The organism is Acidobacteriota bacterium, from assembly GCA_026393675.1.
Taxonomy (GTDB): Bacteria; Acidobacteriota; Vicinamibacteria; order Vicinamibacterales; family JAKQTR01; genus JBAXOX01.
Genome location: JAPKZQ010000013.1, coordinates 21,674 through 37,128, shown reverse-complemented (window position 1 = coordinate 37,128; position 15,455 = coordinate 21,674). Strand labels below are relative to the sequence as shown.

Genomic DNA, 15,455 nt, shown 5'->3' with positions numbered 1-15,455 from the left:
GTCGTTGCGGCAGACCACGCGGACGCCGTCATTGAGTTCCCGCGCAAGGTAGTCGCCGAGCAGGTCCCGGCCACCATGCGCGGCGAGGTACCTGTCCTGCATCGCCAGTTTCCTGGCGGGCTGATTCGGAACGGCCGCCGAGGCCCACACCTGGGAAAACGGTAAACGTGCCAGAAGTGTGGATGCTCCAATAGCGTCGGAACTTTGGTCGTCACAATCCTGTCGTCGCAATCCTGTGGACTCCGCCGAGCGCATCGGCTTAGAATCACACCGGAATCGCGGGTTCTTCCCACCTTGTCCACGTGCCTCGCGCCTATTTCTTGAACCGCTGAGCTGGGAGGGAGTTGAAAGATGAGTAGAATACGGGTCGCTTCACTGGTGGGACTCTTGGTCTTCCTTCTGGCCTCGATCGCGGTCCAGGGCCAGTTCTGGGACAAGTTTACCAACCCGCAGGTGCCCACGACGATTTCGCATCCTCCCAATCTGGGCATCCAGGTCAACAGGGTCGCGTTCGGCCCCGCACAAGGCGAGGCTGCCGGTAGCTTTGTCGATGCACTGACAGCCCGGTTCGTACAGACCAATGTGGAGGTCATCGAACGAAGCCGACTTGATGCCCTACTCCGGGAGCAGAACTTCAGTCTATCGGGAAACGTCGATCAGCAGTCGGCCGCGCAAATGGGAAAGATTCTGGGTGCGACGGTGATGATCTTCGTCAACATTCAACGACACACCTTTGAGAAGAAGAGCTTGTATAACGACTGGAAGGACCGCAACGGAGTGCACCGGACCTACATTTCGCGGACTCAGGCGTTTGTCAGAGGGTCGATCCGCAGCGTTGACTTGGCGACGAGCCGCATCTTTGCAGCCCAAGTGCTGGAAGCGAGTCCGTTGGTCGAGAACAAAATCGATGATAGGTGCTGCCCCGAGTTTCCGGAGGAGTTCACCCTCCTGGACCAGGCGATGGCGTCCGTGGTTCGACAGGCAGAACGGATGTACCTCCCGTGGTCGGAGATGGTGCGGCTCTACTACTTCGACGACAAAGACTGCGGCCTCAAGGACGCGTTCAGCCGGCAAAAGGCGGGTGATATCCGAGGTGCGCTCGAACAATCTCTCACTAATCTAGACCAGTGCAAGGCCCTCCCCAAGCCAAACCCCAAAGTGGTCGCGCACGCCAGCCACAATGTCGGAATGGGGTACTTTTCCCTGGGACAGTACGAGAAGGCACTCGGGTACCTAGAAGAGGCGCAACGGATCAAGCCCGGAGACATTTTTGTCGAGGCAGTGGCCCAGTGCCGTCGAGCGTCAGCGTTGTCTCGTGATATGCAGCGAATCGAAGAACGCGCGACGTATGCGGCCGCCGCAGCCGATTCGAAGGTTCAGGCGACCGAGGCTGCGGCCGCTGCCCAAACGCTCACGAACACCGACATCACAGCGATGGTGAAGGCCAAGTTGCCTGCCGTCGTCATCCTCGCCAAGATCAGGAGTTCACCCTGCAAGTTCGACACGAGCACAAACGCTCTCATCAAGTTGTCCGAGGCCGGAGTGCCGCCGGACGTGATAACTGCCGTCATGGACTGTGGAAAGAAGTAGTCGTCTGGCTCGCGTTGACGTGCGGCTCCAGCTTCTTGCTCGGTAGCTTCATGCGATTTCCTTGGCGACCGGAGTGGAATATCCATTCCGGCCGTCAGCGAAGGCGATTAGTCCGCGGCGTATCGCGCCCTTCCTCGTCTGAAACGGCGGCGTGTCCTAGCCAGATGCTTGCGTTGTGTGTTGGGTGACCTTCCTGGCCGCGCCTGCCCCGCCAGAAGCAGAGGACGGGGTCTGGGCGTGGGCGTGACCACGCATCGGGCAAACCCTACACGGGAAGCGCGAGACAGCGAGCCGCCCCAGACGGATTCAGCTATGGTGCCTTCGTCGCTGATGCTCACCAAGTCGTCGTGACGTACGTTCGACAGCCGCGCATGCCGACTAGCGTCGATGTGCAACAACATCCCGGACAGCGGCCACCGCTCGCGCCGACGCGGATGCGCGCCCATCCACCGGTCGCAGGGCACCAATCCGGCCGTTTGCAGGGCACGCTTCACCCAGTTGCAACTCAGCGTCACGTGATGGTGCGCCACCAACAACTCGTGGAAGTGCTGCACGTTACAACCCGCATGCTGCTCGCTATACAGCCGCAGCACCTGCTCGATCGTAGCCAGCGCCAGCCGCTTTGGACTCGGCCGCTACCGTTGCCGATCGAACAGCCCGTAGTAGCCCTCGGCTTCCAGCCGGTTTCGCCAGCGCTGCATCTGCCCGTTGGTAACGCCTATGATCTCCGCCGCTTTGGAGCCAACTGATCTGCCCACTCATCGCCCGCAAGAGCACGTCCGGAATCGTTATGGCCCTCTTCTCCACGGCGGCGTCCGGATACGTCCCCAGAGCCCCTCCTGTGTCGTACCCTATCCGCCTCTGGACTGGACATTTCACGTACTACTTGCCCCGGATATTTCATGTACTACCGACAAGTTTCGGAACTCTGGTGGCCCTTTGGCCGAGCATGCGGTAGACTCACGCGAGCAGTGGACCCAGACGCGGACTGACCGTGTGGCACTGCCGACTCGCCCTGCGGGGTTCGTAGCGGGCGAGGCATTCTTAAGAGAGAGGAGTCAGGTCATGCTTGGATTCTTGACGTGGGCACAAGCGTCGGGCTCGAGACTGAGGAACCGGCTGCGCGATCAGGACGGGCAGACCAGCAGCGAGTACCTGGTCATTGCCGGGATAGTCGTGACGATTATTATCGCTATCATGGTGGTCTTCAGGGAGCAGTTGATGACCGCCATTGGGAACCTGACCGGCAACATCGTGAAATCGACGCAGTAGGCGGACCGCCTCGAGCGGACCCTCGGGCTGGCGCCAGGCTGGCCCGGGTGAGCCTATCCAATCCGCAGCTGATCTCCTGCCCTGAGGCCGGCGAGATGGCACGCACTTGTGGGCAACTTCAGCGTGTCGAGCACGCTCCGTCCGCCCCACACCACTCGAAATGGGCGCAGACGTTCGACGATACGCACAACCCGGGCGTCCTCATTCAGGAACACGACATCGATCGGGAACCGCATGGACCACGTGTGAGCGATCGAGCGCCGGGTAATGACTATCCCGTTGCTCGACGTGAGTTCGAGTGTCCGAACGGCCCTCGACGGCGTGTTGCCGCTGTCGAAACGACGTGGGCCGGCACAATCCCCGCGTCCGCTCTCTCGAGTACGACAGAAGCCACTGAGAGACTCGTGTCGACCACCGGTGCGCCCTCGCCATTTGACTGAGTGGATCGGCTACTGACGACCGAGAGCAAGAACGACTCTCGTCTCCACAGTAACTGGCGTAGGCACGCCGCCCACGAGCATCGGTGTCGTGCCGAACTTGTGCCGAAGTTCTGTTGTTGAAGTTCTGTTGTGAAGTTCTGTTGTTGACAAACGCTGACGCGGGGGGATACTGATCGCAATTCTACGGCGAGCGGCTTGAACTCACGCCCGGCGCCCGTGCCCATTGGGCGGCTCGGTGTCAAACGATACTGCGGCGGCCGGACGCCTCGTACGATCTCGTGAGCCCGTTCCGCCGCGACTGCGCAGGCCCGCGCACGGAACGCTGCCGTCGAGTGATGCACGGTGATGGAGGCGACACTCATCACGTGCATAGGCGGTTGCTGTGGCGGTCGTACCGCGGCGGCTATTGAAGCGTCCTTGGGCGTATGGGGACGTCGCCTACAAACTTTGTGATCATGTGACCAGCCAGCCTTCCCATGTCGGACGCTATCAGGTTCTCCGTCGCCTCGGTGTCGGTGGCATGGGAGACCTGTATCTCGCGCGCGATTCCGGCTTGGATCGACTGGTGGCGATCAAGCTGCTCAAGGAGGACCTGTCGGCCGACCCAGGCCTTCGCGAGCGGTTTGCCCGCGAGGCGCGCGCCGTCGCGCGCTTGCGCCATCCGAACGTTGTCACCGTATTCGACGTGGGCGAAGTCGACGGCCGGCCGTTCATCGCCATGGAGTACATCGCGGGCGAGAGTTTGGCGGAGATGGTGCGGCGCCGCGCGCCGCTTTCGCTCTCACAAAAGCTGTCGTTAATCGCCGAATTGTGTAGCGGCCTTGCCCACGCGCACCAAGCCGGTATCGTCCACCGGGACGTGAAGCCTGGCAACGCGATGGTGGATCAAGATGGCACGCTGCGAGTCGTCGACTTTGGTATTGCCCAGCTCGGTGAGTCGACCATCACGCGCCAGGGCGAGATGGTGGGCACAGTCAACTACATGTCGCCCGAGCAACTGAAGGGCTCTCAGGTCGACTATCGCAGCGACGTCTTTGGAGTCGGCGCTGTCTTCTATGAACTTCTGACCTTCAAGAAGGCGTTTCCGGGCACGATCGCGGACGGGGTGCTTGATCGCATTCTCCGTGCATGTCCGGAGCCGCCCAGTCGAATCTGCGAGAATCTCGATGGGCGCGTTGACCCGATCATCGCGCGTGCGCTCGACAAGGATCCATGTGCACGCTATCCGGATTTGCTCGAGATGCGACGAGATCTTGAAGCCCTGCGGGAGTGCGTAGAGGACAGCATGCGTCCGGCGGAAGTCCGACCGGCCGGATTCACCGAACACCAACCGGCCACCCCTTCGCCGACTCCGGGCCGGGACCGGCGCACGACGGATGTGGAACGGCTGCTCCGCCGACGCCGTGAGGAGATCGAGGGACATCTTCGTGTCGGCGTGGACGCGATTGAACGTGGCGACTATCGGGTCGCGATCGAGGAGGCGGAGCGGGCCGCGACGATCGACCCGCAGGAAGAACGCGCCCACGATCTGATCGAACGGGCACGAGCCGCTTTGGATACTGCAGAGGTTCGAACGTGTCTGAGCGACGCGCGGCGTTCGGTCGAGCGACGGGACTTCACAGAGGCGACCGCGCTGGCCGACCGCGCGGCGGCGCTTGTGCGTCGCGTCGCGTCGGACGCCCTCGAGCAGGAACTCGAGCAGGTACGCGCCGACGTCGAACGTGCGCGCGAGAACGCCCGGAAGGCCAGGGCCGCGATCGACCGCGCGATGAAGCGCCTTGAGGAAGGCGCGTACGAGTCCGCTATTCGGTCGGCCGATGAAGCTCTCGCGATCGAGCCAACCCTGGAGCAGGCGCGCCTGCTGGTCGAGCGGGCGCGGGCGGGCATCGAGGCTCGTGCATGTCAGGAGCAGTCGCGCGCGATTCAGGGCGCGGTTGAAGCGCCGACGGTTGTCGCAACATGCCGCGAGACGGTGACTTTGCTCGATCAAGCCCCATCCATCGCTCCCAAGTGTACGGCACGTTCGTCACATAGCGGCGAGACTTGGGCGCGTCCGACGCCGACCGGCGCCGAGCGGGCGTCGGCGCGACCGGGTTGGCGGATGATCGCCGCTGCGGGAGGTGTCGTCACCGTGCTGGTCGTGATCGGCGTCGTGCTGTTACCAGGGCGCGGGTCGTTCGGAGGACGCCCGAGCGGGCAGGCTCTCGCTGGTGACGCGGTATCCAGCTCGCCGAGACCACAAGTAGGCAACGCAGGCGAGCAACAACCGGCCATCGGGACGGCGCCAGCGGTTCAGCCGATGACATCTGCGCCCGTGGAGTCGGCCGCTGCTGACCCGGACCAGCGGCTTGCTGAACTCCGTACGCTCGCCCGCGAGCAGTTTGCTCGGGGTGAGAAAGAGGTGTCCTTGCGCACTCTCGGTTCGGTACTGCAGGTGAAGCCGGCTGATGCAGATGCTCTTCGCCTGTTCGACGAACTGCACGCGGACGCCCTGGTCCGGGTCACCGATGCCAAGAAGCGTGCCGCGCAGGTTAGCGCACCGACTCTTGCTTCTGGGGAATATCAGAAGGCGACCGACAAGCTCGATGAAGGGAACCGGCTGGGTCGAACCGAACAAGCAGTACGCGCACTTTGGGCAGCTTCGACGTTGTTCGCCGCAGCTGTTGTCGACGCGGATCGTGTCGCGACCGCCGCCCGCGCGGGCACCGAGACGGCGCGTCAGACAGAGGAGTCGTTCTGGGAGTCAATCAAGGACCTGCGCAGTCCGGACCGGTTTGACGAGTACATCACGCGCTATCCGCAAGGGAGCTATCGGACGATCGCCGAGGCTAGACTCAAGGAGCTCCGTGCGGACGCTCCCACTCCGCCCCCATCGGCCGTCTCTCTCCAGGCTAGCGAAGCGCCCGCTTCTCTGGCGACGATCGTGCCTCCAGCTGCGACGGCAAAGAGTCCAGTCCCGGGTGTGCAATGGGCGCACATGCCGGCAGGGACGTTTCAGATGGGCTGTGTCGCCGACGACCCTGAGTGCAGCGAGGCCGAGAAGCCAGACCACTCGGTCACGTTGAGCGCGGCGTTCGATTTAATGACGACGGAGGTAACGGTGGGAGTGTTTCGGCGATATGCGGGCGCGTTGGGCCAGACAATGCCCCAGCAGCCGAAGTGGAGCCGACTCGAGACACAGCCAGTGGTGAATGTGACACACGGGCAGGCTGCTGGCGTCTGTCGATGGCTTGGCGGTCGACTGCCGACCGAAGCCGAATGGGAATACGCAGCGCGCGGGGGACTTGTTGGGAAGAGGTATCCGTGGGGTGACGAGAAGCCGACTGACCGCGAAGGCGCACGGAACGGCGCTCGTTTCGCCAACACGAAAGGCGCGGTCGCCGTGGGTTCCTACGCACCAAACGGGTATGGCCTGTACGACATGGCGGGGAACGTGTCGGAGTTCGTGCAAGACCTCTTTGCACTCTATCCGGGATCTGGGGAGCGGAAGCCGGCTTTCAGGACCGACCCGGTGGCGCGAGGCGGATCTTGGTACACGCGTGCAGAACGTTTCCTAGGAAACGACCTACGCGTTTCTGACCGGAGAGCGGTGTTGACGTTCAACATCGACAGCGGCGCAATTGGCTGCCGGTGTGCCCGCGACATCGCCCGCTGATAACGTTGCGTATCCGCTCAGTCCTGTCCTCGCGCCGGCTCAACTTCAGGCACCTCGCCCACACCCGCCGAACCGGAACCAAGTGAGCTGGCCCGGGTGAGCCTATCCAATCCGCAGCTGATCTCCTGCCTTGAGGCCGGCGAGATGACACGCACCTGCGGGCAACTCCAGCGTGTCGAGCACGCTCCGTCCGCCCCACACCACTCGAAATGGGCCCAGACGTTCGACGATGCGCACAATCCGGGAGTTCTCATCCAGGAACACGACATCGATCGGGAATCGCATGAACCACGTGTGGACGCTTGAGCACCGGCTGATGATCATCCCGGTCCCCCCCGCGAGTTCGAGTCGTCCGAGCAGCCCTCGACGGCGCGTTGCCGAGGTCGAAGCGACCTCGGCCCGCGCAATCACCGCGTCAGTCCTCTCGAGTACGACGGAAACAGCCGGGAAACTGGTTTCGGCCACGTGTGCTCCCTCGCCGATTGACTGAGTGGATCCCCTACTGGCGATCGGGAGTGAAAGCGACTCTCACCGACAGCCTGACTGGCGTGGGCACGCCGCCGACCAGGGTTGGCGTGAACTCCCATTGACGGACGGCATCCATCGCGGCGGCATCGAACACGCCGGAGGTAGACTTGATGACCCGGACGGCGGTGACCTTGCCATCCGCCCCTATCATGGCCTCCATGATGACCTCTCCCTGCAGGCGATCCTTCACTGCCTCAGGCGGATAGGCCGGGTTCACGTTCTTTGTTTTCCTGGGGGGGGTGGTGCGGTCTGTGGTGCTGACCGCGGCTTGCACCATCTCTGACTTGGGGGTAGTACTCGCGCCGGCCGGGGATCGAAACGAATAGGCAATCTGAGTGAAGATGGGCTCGTAGGTATTGAACTTCCCGATAAGAGCACTGCAGATCAGGCGGTAAAGATCCTGTGCGATCGGCATTGAGTACTGGACCACACGTTCCGCGCCCCGGAGCCCGGGCCTTAAGTAGTTGAGCACCACAATACGCCCGGTTGGCGTACCGGTGACCACTGCCTTGACGTCCTTCGCCTCAGGCTGGTGCTCCGCCACGTTCTGCGCTTCGAGGTTCGCAAACACCTCCGCGATCTCGTCCGGCCGCAATTCCACGCCCATTCTCATGTGGTCGATAACCACCGTCGCCTCGTTGTTCTTCTGCGCCAGCGTCAGCAGCACTGATCCACCACCCGGAAGCACCTGCCAGTCCCTGGTCGGATACTGGAGCGTAAACCGGTTGTTGGGTCCGCTCAGCGTCTGGTACTTGATCGCGGATCGCCAAGGAAACTGGGACGACGCAGCTTTCCCGGACACCGTGAATATGACAACGAAACATGCCAGAGCCGACGCGGCAGCACTGAGTTCCTTGGACATTACGATTTCTCCGCTTCAGCACAAACGCCATTGAGGGTACAGCGCGAACGCGTGGCGGCCGGCCTCGCGTCGCGGACGTTCTACACCGGATCCTCCACGGTGTGTTCCAGCACTTCGGCGAGCGATGTCTCGCCGTCGGCAACCTTCAGCAGACCGGCCTGTCGCAGCGTCCGCATCCCTTCATGCCTGGCGCACGCGCGAATCTCGGATGTCGGAGCCCGGCGGACGATCAGGTCTTCGATGGCCTCGGTGACGCGAAGCAGCTCGAATATCCCGGCACGGCCGTGATAGCCGGTTCGATGGCACGCCGGGCAACCGCCTGGTGTGTAGATCGCGACGTTAGAAAGCAGGCGTTGAGCGTCGGTCGGGAGCCTGCGAATGACGTTCTGGTGCTCCGCGCTTTCGGGCGCAATCCCAACCCGGCACTCGCGGCACAGTCGTCTGATGAGACGCTGCGCAATCACCAGCCGAACCGCCGACGAGATAAGGAACGACTCCAGACCCATGTTGAGCAGCCTCAGCACGGCACCCGGCGCGTCGTTGGTGTGCAGCGACGACAGCACCAGGTGCCCGGTCAGTGCGGCCTTGAGCGCAAGGTCGGCGGTGTCGGCGTCGCGGATCTCACCGACCATGATGACGTCGGGGTCCTGGCGCAGGAAACCCCGCAGGGCCGTCGGAAACGTGACGCCGCTCGACTCATCGCATGGCACCTGGGTCACGCCGACGATGCGCGATTCGATTGGGTCCTCGGCGGTCACGATGCTCGCATCTTCCCGGTTCAGGCAATCGAGCAAGGCGTATAGTGTCGTGCTCTTGCCGCTGCCCGTCGGCCCGGTGACGAGAATCAAGCCGTTCGGCAGCTCAAGCGCCCGCTCCAGCTGCCGCCGGACGGTATCGTCGACACCGAGATCGGTCAGTTGGCGTCGCTGCCGGGACCGGTCGAGCACGCGCAGGACGACGTTCTCCCCGGTCACCGACGGCACCAGCGAGAAACGTAGATCGATGCCCCGGCCCCAGACGAGGTCGTACCCGACGCGCCCGTCCAGCGGCGCTGTGGCTGGCGCGATGGGCAGATCGGCCATGGCTTTGAGCCGGGCCACGACGGGGACAGCAGCCGAGGCCGGCAACACGGCAAACGTTTGCATAGCCCCGTCGATTCGCACGCGCACACGCAATGCGTCACCGGTGGGTTCAATGTGAATGTCGCTGGCGCCGGACTCGACGGCGCGGCAGATGATCTGGTGGACCAGGCGAATCAGCTGCGGATCCCTGATTACGCTCTCCAGCGCAAGCGGGTCTCGCGCGATGGCGTCCCGTGTCCGGTTGAGCAACGCCCGCGCCGGCCCGATCAGGTTCTCGATGGGCTCGGCGAGGCGCTGGCGGTAGACGACTTCGACTGTCGCCGGTGACCGATCAGCAGGCACCGCATCGCTACCGGCTCCTGATGCAGGAAAATGCTTGGCGATCACTTCGGCGATGGCCGCTTCGTGCGTAACCATCGGCACGACACGACACCCAGCGATGGCCTCGATCGACCGCGCGGTCCACCCGTCGGTCGGATTGACCATGCAAACGTGGATCGCGTTGAGCTCCACCTGTGCCGGAAAGACGCGAATGCCGCGAATGACTTCGGACGGTATCAGCCGGCTCACCGCGGCGATGAAGTCGGGATAAACGGTCATCAGCCTCGGATCGACGGCGCGGACACCGGTCAGCTCTTCGAGGCACGCCTGCAGGACGTCCTCGGTTACGACGTGCAGCTCGTGCAGGGCTCCAGCCAGCGTCGAGTTCCTGGTGCGCTGGAACAGGCGAGCGCGTTCCAGGTTGGAGGCCGACAGCCCCCCGCGAGCCACGAGGGTTTCGCCCAACCGATCATCGAGCTCGGCATCGGTCATCGGATTCCCCCACGCAGCGCCGCCAGCCGGTCCCGCGCGACCTGTCTGTCCGGGTGACGTTCGGGAAGGCACTCGACGGCTCGAGCGTAAAGGGCCATCGCCTCCGGGAAACGCCCAAGCGAGTCGTACTGGCGCGCCCGGCGCAGCGCCTCTTCCCCATCGGCTCGCATGCGATCCCGCACGCGGATGATAGCATCGTCTACGTTAGCCGCATGATTCTCGGCATCACGGGCGAGCGTGTAGGACTTCAACGCGGCGATCAGATCGCCCCGCTGCTCCGCCGCCGCCCCGGCCTTGGACATTTTCTCGGCTTCCATCCGGAGCCCTGCTTTGGCCTGCTCGATTACGTTTTCCAGGCCCCGGCACGTGATAGATTCCTGCTGGAGCGCCTGGAAAGCCGACAACGCCATGGCGAATCGCCCGTTCCCGAGCGAGAGCCTGCCCTCGTCGAATCGTGCCTGCACAGCGGCTACGTGCTCGCGAACCGTTGGCGAGTCCTGACCCGCCACGACTGACGCGCGGCAGGGACTCGAGTCCGCGACCACGATGGCTGGCCTCGATGCCCGTCCGTTCCGGGCCCCCTGCGATTCGGCCGCCGCGGTCACCGGTTGATGAGCAACCACACCGGCGGGGCTGCCGGCCGGCCCAGACGATCTCATCAAGTCCTGTGCCCGGACTCTCAGCTCAAGTGCTTCGGCCCGTTCTGGATCGATCAACAGGATCTGGTCGAAGTACCTGTTGATGGCAGCGTCGTACTCGCCGCGCGCCATGGCCGCCCTGCCCCCTGCAAGCAGCCTTTGGACGATCTCCTCGTTGGTCTCCTCCCGGTCTCTCGCGGACCCGGCCGGACTGCCGGCCGCGGCAACCGGGCGCGTCGATCGAGAAACACCTGAGGAGAGTAGCCCAATAAACAAGACGGCAACCAACCCGACTGCCAGCCCGACGATCACAACTCCCCTCGGCAGCGCCAACACCCGCCGGACCAGGCCCTCCCGGGTTGGTGAACGGCCACGTCCGGTCGGGCGCTGGCGTCCTTGGTTGATCCCGACGAGGCCGGACGTGCGGTGGCCGGTCTCCTGAACGCCGAAAAGCGTCTCCGAATCGGGCAACGCCGAGGACAGCGTGCCGGAGCCATCCGAGCTGAGGGTAACGTCATCGGCCGGAACAGACCCGCTCTCGCCGGTGTTTTCCTGTTCGCGTACGGCCAGTTCGCAGTTCCCGATCCGGATCGTCATGTCTGGCCGCAGAATTGCTCTCGCCACCCGCTGCCCGTCGACCCAGGTTCCATCTTCGCCACCGAGGTCCACGAGGATGTCGTCAATTCCCTCGCGCCTCACTTCCGCATGCCGCAGCGCGACACGCATACCCGGATCGGCCAGAACCAGATCGTTGGCATCATCGCGGCCGATCCGGATTGGCCTGCCCGACAGCGCGATCCGGCGAGCCGTGCCGTCGCGGCAGAACACCGAGATCGTCAGCACAGGAGCCGTCCTCTCAAGCGTCTGGAGAGTCCAACCAGCATTTGCCGTTGATCAGCGGCCACGGGCGCGCCTGGCCTCGTTGGCCTTCTGTTCGGCGCGCTGGTACCTGGGATCCCCGGGTTCGGTCAAAAGCTGAACCTGTTCCCATTCGATGACCGCATCGTCGTAGCGAAGCTGGCTGAAGGCGAGATCGCCCCGCGTCATGTGATCCAAGATGCTGCGCTGGCATTCCTGCTCGACCTGCCCCAGCCGCAAGCGGGCGAGTTCGTGACTCGGATCGCGGCGGAGCGCCGCCCGGAGGAGAATCTGCGTGTCCCGAAGCCGCCCTCCTCGGTATTGCAGCATCGCTTCATCGAACAACGCCGCCACCGGACTGTTGCCCGACATGGGCGCCTGAGTCACAACTCTCATGACGATCTCGGGTTCGTCGCCAATGACTGGCACCGCAACGGTGGCCGACGGTCTTGACGGAGGTGCGCTGTCAGTCCGAGGGGATTCGGACTCGCGCGGCGCCAGTCCGGCTTGAGGCGAGTACACGGACCAGAGAACGACCCCAAAGATCGCGGCGAGGATGACGCCACCAACCGCGAGCAGAGGACGTGACGGAGAACCAGAGCGTTTTGCGCGCTTCCGCGTGCTCGCTTCGGAACGAATGGCCAGCGAGAGCTCCTGATCCCCGATCTCTATGACGTCGCCCGGCTTCAGTGTGGTCACCTCGATACGCGACCCGTTGACCCGGATGCCGTTGGCGCTTCGCAGGTCCTCCACCACATAGTGGCCGTCCTCGTACCTGATCCGTGCGTGCGCCTTGGACACAAATGGCGAATCGAGGACGATAAGATTGGTGGCGTCGCGGCCAATGGTAACGGGCCGCTCCGGCCAGACGCCGAACTCCTCCGGAGGCTCTCCCGCGCGGTGCCACATCAACACCAGCCGTGGGGCGTCTTCGAGCAAGCCGTCACGTGTCGTGGTCGAAGCGGGTGTCATGTGATTGGACTTTCATGTTTCACGCTAAACGCAACTACGAGAGGGTGAGATCGCCCCGTCTTGTCGACGTGAATCTGCAGGCCATCCGGCAGCCCCCTCCAGGTAACGGTCAACGTGCGCTCACCTTGCCCATGCAGCTCCGCCAGGCACTTGAGAATGGCATCGAGGACCGTCGGCACGGTCACGGCATCGACCAGGTGCAGGCCGAGAACCTGCCCCCGGCGCAGCTCAAACAGATCCGCCGCGTCACGCCCGATGTCGACGACCTTGAAGCTGGCGTCGGTGACAATCTGCATGGGACCTGCTGTAGCGTCCAGCGTGGCGGTTGTTGCATGGCTGGAAGCGGCCGGCCGTGGCTGTCCGCCAGCCCGAGTCGGCGACGCTCCTCGAGCAGCGGGAAGCCGTGGCGCGCCGCCGCCGGCGCTCTCCGTACCAGTTCGGTCATCAGGAACCGCTGCCGCCGCGGACCCAGTCGCCCCGGCGCGCCGTGCGCGGGCTACGAGGTAATTGAGCGTGTCTGTGAGGTCCCTCACGGGGCGCGCGCCGAGCGGGTCGGCGACGGTGTCTAGTTTGCCGTTCGTGGCGAGTTCGGTGTCCTGGTTCAGCAGGGTGAGGGCGCGAAGTGTCCGGCCAGTGATCATGCCGGCTACGACAATTGCGGCCACGATCGCGAAGAACAGCGCGGGGACAACGACCACGGCGCGACTGCCAATTTCCGGAGGCGTTGACGGCCTGAATTCCACCCACGCCACCGCCGCGTGGCCGTTCCCCCCGACGGCGACCGGCCGTGCTAGGTGGAGCAGGCCGCCATTCCACGCCCACCTAAGGCGCAGGATCTCTGCCGGAGCCACGCCGATCCCCGGGATCACCCGGAAGACGCCGGTCGCTCTCGACGGCGGAGCGAGTACCCGGCCGTCCGGCGCCACGACGATCGCCGTCACGACGCCGGCTTCTCGTTCGACGTCGTCCGCGACCATCGCCATCTCGCGTTTTCCTTCCAACCCCAAAGCCGCTTCAGCGGCCAGCCACGAAACAAGGGCCTTCGCACGAGTCAGCGCCATGCCCTCGATCAGCCGCGACTGCCACCAACTGAGCGGCAGGGCCGCTGCCAGGAAGACAGCGATCACCAGCACGACCATCTGCACCACGACGCGGCTGCGCCACGATGTTCTGGCGGCGTGCGCGCGCGGTGCAACAGACTCTTCGGAGTGCAGAGCCCGCTGAGGTTCAGGCGGACGCAGGTGTGGTTGCGAAGCCTCCCGGCCGTTGTCGGCGGCGGCAGAGGGTCGGTTCGCCGATCTGCGAAGGAGCCGGGTGCCGTCATCGTCGTCGACCGGCGCTCGAGGGTCCGCCGATCGACGGGCCGTCGACGGACGCCCACCAAGCACGACGCGCGTCTTGTCATCGCCATCGTCGGGCCCGGACCCGGACTGGAGCTCGGACCGCTTCGTGCCAGCCCCAACGACGTGAGCGCCCAGGTACGTGATCTGGAAATTCGCGATCCGGATATCATCCCCGGGCTGCAGCTGAGCTTCAGCCACTCGCACCCCGTTGACGACGACGCCGCTCCGGCTCTTGACATCGCGCACCAAGACGGCCTGTTCCGTCGCGACGAACTCGGCGTGTTGTCGGGACAGCATCGGATCGCCCGCGCTGATGTCGCACCCGGCGCCCCGGCCCACCGACACGGTGCCGACCACGAGCACCTCCCGCTCGGATCGTCCGTCCCTAACCAAGAGCTTTCCGGTCATTGGCTCCGCGCCCATCGTTGTCGTGCGCTGGTTGATCCCAAGGTCCCTGACGTCGCCGCCAGGCAGCGGGATCCTCCGCGACTCTCATACTCTGACTACTGCTTCCCGTAGATGAACTGAATCGCCACCGGCCCCAATAAGATGATCAACACTGCGGGAAGGATGAACAGCACCAGCGGCACAAGGATCTTCTGGCTCGCCCGCGCGCCAGCCTTTTCGGCCCGCTGGAAACGCTCAACCCGCATGCGTTCCGCCTGCTGCTCCAGTACCGGCCCTATGGACGCCCCAAGCATGTCGGCCTGCACGAGGACCGACACGAACGATGACACTGCCGGGATCACCACTCTCGCAGCGAACGCTTTCAGGGCGTCCGCTCTCGACGTCCCGAGGCGAATGTCGTTGAGCACGATGGACAACTCATCTCGCAAGGCTGACGGGGCGCCCCGCTCGACGATGCGCTGCAGCGCCGTCATAAACTCGAGGCCGGCCCTGACGGATAGGGCCAGCACATCGACGGTGCCGGGCAACGCCGCGAGCAGATTCTCCTCCCGCGAGCGCTTGAGGTCCGCGACAAACCGATCCGGCAGGAGGAACCCCAATGCGCCGCCCAGTAGGAACAGCGCGGGGTTGAGAAAGACGGGAAACAGACGACAGAGCACCAGCGGCACGACCAGCGCGGTGAACGCTTTCATCGCCAGGAGGTGGTTCACGCCGACGATCCTCCCGATCCCGGCGCGCTGGAGATTGACGGACGTCCGGTTCTTATAGCGCGGCCATCTGATCTTGGAGAAGTACGGGGCAACGCGATCCGCCATTGGAAACATGAGGCGCAACGCGATTGAGGGGATCTGCCGGCTGTCACCGCCGGACACCCCGACTTTCCGAACCGCGAATCTGTACATGCGCTCGGTCAGGATCGTGTAGCTGAGCAGCGCGATCCCTCCGAACACCGACGCGAGCGCAAGAAGTGAGAACAGTGGACCCATGGGCGTCC

Annotated in this window: 11 protein-coding genes; 3 read left to right on the top strand and 8 right to left on the bottom strand. The window is 64.1% G+C overall.

Annotated features, from left to right (window positions below; all coding sequences use genetic code 11):
• The first annotated feature begins 453 nt into the window (after positions 1–453).
• Both NT151_04410 and NT151_04405 read left to right on the top strand, forming a co-directional pair.
• Positions 454–1,590: a hypothetical protein gene (locus NT151_04410; protein ID MCX6538163.1), complete on the top strand. Its 1,137-nt coding sequence runs from the start codon at positions 454–456 to the stop codon at positions 1,588–1,590.
• Between the two features lie 1,065 nt (positions 1,591–2,655).
• Positions 2,656–2,862 (top strand): hypothetical protein, encoded by a 207-nt coding sequence (locus NT151_04405; GenBank protein MCX6538162.1) that lies wholly within the window; start codon positions 2,656–2,658, stop codon positions 2,860–2,862.
• A 53-nt stretch (positions 2,863–2,915) separates the two neighbouring features.
• Here NT151_04405 and NT151_04400 read toward each other — a convergent pair whose 3' ends face one another.
• On the bottom strand, positions 2,916–3,137 hold the full coding sequence (locus NT151_04400; protein MCX6538161.1) for a DUF192 domain-containing protein: 222 nt from the start codon (positions 3,135–3,137) through the stop codon (positions 2,916–2,918).
• 622 nt (positions 3,138–3,759) lie between these two features.
• On the opposite strand from NT151_04400, the gene NT151_04395 reads away from it, so the two are divergent.
• Positions 3,760–6,957 carry an SUMF1/EgtB/PvdO family nonheme iron enzyme gene (locus NT151_04395; GenBank protein MCX6538160.1) on the top strand — a complete coding sequence of 1,066 codons (3,198 nt, stop codon included), beginning with the start codon at positions 3,760–3,762 and terminating at the stop codon, positions 6,955–6,957.
• 102 nt (positions 6,958–7,059) lie between these two features.
• Here the strand turns inward: NT151_04395 and NT151_04390 are convergent, their stop codons facing one another.
• From NT151_04390 to NT151_04360, 7 genes are all read right to left on the bottom strand, one after another.
• Positions 7,060–7,422, bottom strand: coding sequence for a DUF192 domain-containing protein (locus NT151_04390; protein ID MCX6538159.1), 363 nt, complete (start codon positions 7,420–7,422; stop codon positions 7,060–7,062).
• A 34-nt stretch (positions 7,423–7,456) separates the two neighbouring features.
• Positions 7,457–8,152, bottom strand: coding sequence for an energy transducer TonB (locus NT151_04385; GenBank protein ID MCX6538158.1), 696 nt, complete (start codon positions 8,150–8,152; stop codon positions 7,457–7,459).
• A 275-nt stretch (positions 8,153–8,427) separates the two neighbouring features.
• A complete protein-coding gene (locus tag NT151_04380; GenBank protein MCX6538157.1) occupies positions 8,428–10,242 on the bottom strand; it encodes an ATPase, T2SS/T4P/T4SS family in 1,815 nt (604 codons plus the stop codon).
• Entirely contained in the window at positions 10,239–11,723 is a 1,485-nt protein-coding gene (locus NT151_04375) for an FHA domain-containing protein (protein MCX6538156.1), read from the bottom strand. The genes NT151_04380 and NT151_04375 overlap by 4 nt, the downstream gene beginning before the upstream one ends.
• A gap of 51 nt (positions 11,724–11,774) precedes the next feature.
• Positions 11,775–12,710: an FHA domain-containing protein gene (locus tag NT151_04370; protein ID MCX6538155.1), complete on the bottom strand. Its 936-nt coding sequence runs from the start codon at positions 12,708–12,710 to the stop codon at positions 11,775–11,777.
• Positions 12,707–14,461: an FHA domain-containing protein gene (locus tag NT151_04365; GenBank protein MCX6538154.1), complete on the bottom strand. Its 1,755-nt coding sequence runs from the start codon at positions 14,459–14,461 to the stop codon at positions 12,707–12,709. The genes NT151_04370 and NT151_04365 overlap by 4 nt, the downstream gene beginning before the upstream one ends.
• Before the next feature lie 95 nt (positions 14,462–14,556).
• On the bottom strand, positions 14,557–15,447 hold the full coding sequence (locus NT151_04360) for a type II secretion system F family protein (GenBank protein MCX6538153.1): 891 nt from the start codon (positions 15,445–15,447) through the stop codon (positions 14,557–14,559).
• Between the last annotated feature and the right edge of the window lie 8 nt (positions 15,448–15,455).

What these genes read in the sequence shown, in the direction of transcription:
- NT151_04360 (MCX6538153.1), bottom strand. Translation starts at nt 15,447, where the DNA reads ATGGGTCCACTGTTCTCACTTCTTGCGCTCGCGTCGGTGTTCGGAGGG.
- NT151_04370 (MCX6538155.1), bottom strand. Translation starts at nt 12,710, where the DNA reads ATGACACCCGCTTCGACCACGACACGTGACGGCTTGCTCGAAGACGCC.
- NT151_04380 (MCX6538157.1), bottom strand. Translation starts at nt 10,242, where the DNA reads ATGACCGATGCCGAGCTCGATGATCGGTTGGGCGAAACCCTCGTGGCT.
- NT151_04365 (MCX6538154.1), bottom strand. Translation starts at nt 14,461, where the DNA reads ATGACCGGAAAGCTCTTGGTTAGGGACGGACGATCCGAGCGGGAGGTG.
- NT151_04405 (MCX6538162.1), top strand. Translation starts at nt 2,656, where the DNA reads ATGCTTGGATTCTTGACGTGGGCACAAGCGTCGGGCTCGAGACTGAGG.